Source organism: Streptomyces niveiscabiei (genome assembly GCF_001419795.1).
GTDB classification, from domain to species: Bacteria; Actinomycetota; Actinomycetes; order Streptomycetales; family Streptomycetaceae; genus Streptomyces; species Streptomyces niveiscabiei.
Genome location: NZ_LIRL01001165.1, coordinates 1 through 3365, shown reverse-complemented (window position 1 = coordinate 3365; position 3365 = coordinate 1). Strand labels below are relative to the sequence as shown.

Annotated in this window: 3 protein-coding genes; 2 read left to right on the top strand and 1 reads right to left on the bottom strand. The window is 73.8% G+C overall.

Translation table 11 applies throughout. From position 1 onward, the window contains the following. On the top strand, positions 1 to 2108 hold a 2108-nt coding region (locus AOK24_RS47010), incomplete at its 5' end, for a response regulator (protein WP_478078790.1). 40 nt (positions 2109 to 2148) lie between these two features. Here the strand turns inward: AOK24_RS47010 and AOK24_RS41535 are convergent. Continuing rightward, positions 2149 to 2727 (bottom strand): TetR/AcrR family transcriptional regulator, encoded by a 579-nt coding sequence (locus AOK24_RS41535; protein WP_055725065.1) that lies wholly within the window; start codon positions 2725 to 2727, stop codon positions 2149 to 2151. Positions 2728 to 2858: 131 nt separating this feature from the next. Here AOK24_RS41535 and AOK24_RS41530 point away from each other — a divergent pair. Next, the coding region (locus AOK24_RS41530; RefSeq protein WP_159052182.1) for an MFS transporter at positions 2859 to 3365 on the top strand (507 nt) is incomplete at its 3' end.

Below are 3365 nucleotides of genomic sequence, written 5' to 3'. Positions count from 1 at the left end.
GCCAGCCCGTGGCCCCCGGACAGCCCCAACTCCCCGCGCAGGCCCAGCCCGTCGCACCGGGCCAGGTCGCCGGACAGCCCCAACTCCCGGCGCAGAGCCAGCCCGTCGCGCCCGGCCAGCCCCAACTCCCGGCGCAGAGCCAGCCCGTGGCCCCCGGACAGCCCCAACTCCCCGCGCAGGCCCAGCCCGTCGCCCCCGAGGGTGCCGAGCACGTCGGGCGGCACGATGGTGTGGCCCACGACCAGGCCGGTGATCACACCCCGCCCCAGCCGCACCCGGCGAGTGCGCCGACGGGGCGGCGGCGTCGGGCCGTGGCCGTGCCTCCGGGTGCGGATGCCGATGAGGGCAAGGGCGTGAGCGCGGAGGTTGCGGCGCAGCAGGCGCAGATTCCGGGACAGGCCCAGGTCGCCGGCCAGGCCCAGGCGCAGCTCCCCGGACAGACCCCCACACCGAACCCGGCGTCCCTCCCCGCGCAGGCCGCGCAGAGCCCCGTACCCGCTGCCGTCCCGCCCGAGACCGGCGTACCCGGCGCGGGCGCGGCCGACGCGGGGGCACCCGGAACTCCCGTACCCGGCGCCCAAGTTCCCGGCGCAGGCGCACCCGGCATCCCCGTACCCGGCGCTGGCGCCCCCGGCGCAGGCACACCCGGCAACCTCGTACCCGGCACGGGCGTACCCAACGCGGGCGCGCCCGGAACTCCCGTACCCGGCGCCCCAGTTCCCGGCGCAGGCACACCCGGCATCCCCGTACCCGGCGCTGGTGCCCCCGGCGCAGGCGCGCCCGGCAGCGGCGTACCCGGCGCCCAAGTTCCCGGTGCCGCCGTGCCCGATGCCGCCGTGCCCGGCAGTCCCGTACCCGGCGTCCCCCAGCCTCACCCCGCCCCCGGTCAGACCGGGCACGTTCCGTTGCCGCCGCAGCCGGGGCACACCGGGCATATCGCTATGCCGTTGCCCGCCGAGGCGCCGCCCGCGCAGCCGTTGCCGGCTGAGGCGGTGGATCCGAACTCCACGCAGGGGCGGGCGATCAGTGTGCGGACGCTCGGGCAGGGGGTGCCGTTCACGCGGCAGGCGGCTCAGGTTCAGCAGCCGCAGGCTCAGGCCCAGCAGGGGCAGGGGACTTCTGGGGGGCGGCGGCGGAAGTTGGGGACTCCGCCTGGGCCCGAGGCACGGCCTCATCCGCCTGCCGAGCAGGTGCCCGCGCCCCCGCTGCCCCATCCCTCCCTCGCCGGGCAGACCCGGCTCGCGCCGGGGACCGAGGGGGCCGGGCGGTCGTACGCCATAGGGGCGCCCGATTCGAACGCGGCGGAGGGGCCGGAGCCGTTGGACGGGCCGGGCGGCGCTGTCGAGGTCGCCGACACTCCCCGGCCGCAGCCGATGGACGACGAGCTGCCGCCGGAGCCGCTCGACAACCCGCGTCGGCTGCTCGTGTGGCCCGCGCCGGACGTCACGACGCAGCAGGCGCTGAGCGACCGCGGGTACCGGCCCGTGATCGTCAACTCCCGCGAGGAGGTGGACGCGCAGATCGCCGCGTTCCCGGCGGCGCTGTTCGTGGACCCGCTGACGGGGCCGATCACCCGTACGGCGTTGCAGTCGCTGCGTACGGCGGCTGTCGCGGCGGAGGTTCCGGTGCTGGTCACGGCCGGGTTGGGGCAGGCGACGCGGGAGGCCGCGTACGGGGCCGATCCGGCCGTCCTGCTCAAGGCGCTGGCGCCTCGGGACAGTGATCAGCATCCGCCGCGCGTCCTGCTCATCGAGGAACACGCCGAGATCGCGCTCGCGTTGACGTCGACGCTGGAGCGGCGCGGGATGCAGGTCGCGCGCGCGGCGAGTGACGCGGACGCGGTGATGCTGGCGGGGCAGTTCCGGCCGAACCTCGTCGTGATGGACCTCATGCAGGTCGATCGTCGGCAGGCGGGGATTCTCGACTGGCTGCGCGCGAACGGGCAGTTGACCCGGACGCCGCTGGTCGTCTACACGGCGGCCGTCGAGCAGCCCGACCTGCCCCGGCTCGCCTCCGGGGAGACGGTGCTGTTCCTCGCGGAGCGCTCGACGAGCGGTGAGGTGCAGTCGCGGATCGTGGACCTGCTGGCCAGGATCGGGACGAACTAGGTTCTGCGCGGGGGGACTTGGGGCCCCTTCGCGACGTACCTCACTTCGCGGTCAGTCTCCGGGCCGCCTCCTTGATCGACGACCTCAGCCTGTCCCGGTCCGTTTCCTCGCCGCCTGCCAGGATGCGGCTCATCTGGGGGACGACCGTCATCCAGTTGGCCAGGGAGATGATCAGGAAGAGCAGGTCGGCCGGGGGGATCGCGTCGGTGATCACGCCGCGTTCCTGGCCGTCCCGCATCGCGTCGACCTTGTGGGCGTAGTGCTCGCGGCGGGCCTGTTCGTCGGGGAGTTCGGCCGTGCCGTACTCGATGCCCTCCCAGTAGAGGAGGCGCAGGAGGTCGGGGTTGGCCGCGTGGTAGTCCATGAGGCGGTCGATCCAGCCGTCGATGTCGTCCGGGTCGACGGGGACGGCGGCGGCGAGGTCGACCATCCTGCGGCTGAGGACCTGCGTGAACAGCTCCGCCTTGTTGCCGTAGTAGACGTAGATGAGCTGCTTGTTGGCCTTCGCCTCGGTCGCGATGCGGTCGATGCGGGCGCCCGCGATGCCGTACCGGGCGAACTCGGCGACGGCGGCGGTGAAGATGCGCGCCTTGGTGGCCTCGGGGTCTCTGACTGCCATGGGATCAGGGTAGCGGGGGCTGCGGATAACCAACTAGTTGGTTGACAGGGAATGAGGGGTGGGTGCAGAGTGTTGGCAACGTAACCAACCAACTGGTTGGTTGTGGGATTGTCCGTACGAGGGAACACTCCATGTCTTCCGTGTCATCACCGCCATCGGTGTCGTCGGTGCCTTCGGAGGCGCCGGCGTCTTCGGCGCCCCAGGCCCTCCTGTTGCCGCTGCTCGCCCTCTGCACGGCCGTCACCGCCGCCAACATCTACCTCGCCATCCCGCTGCTCCCCCTCATCGCGCGGGACTTCGGGACGTCCGCCTCCTCGGTCGCCTGGATCGCGGCCGTCGCCCAGTTCGGGTACGCCACCGGGCTGCTGGCGTTCGCGCCGCTCGGGGACCGGGTGAACCGGCAGCGGATCGTGGGCGTGCTGTCGCTGGTCACGGCCGTCGCGCTCGGCGGGGGAGCGCTGGCCGGTAGCGCGGGCGTGCTCGGCGTCGCCGTGTTCCTCGCGTCCGCCGCGACGATCCCCGTGAACAGCCCGGCGACGACGGCGGCGACATGCCGAGCCCGGCGATCGGCGGGCGCCCGCTCGGCGACGAACGGCACGAGCAACTGCGGTACGACGGTCGCGGCGGACGCGAGGAAC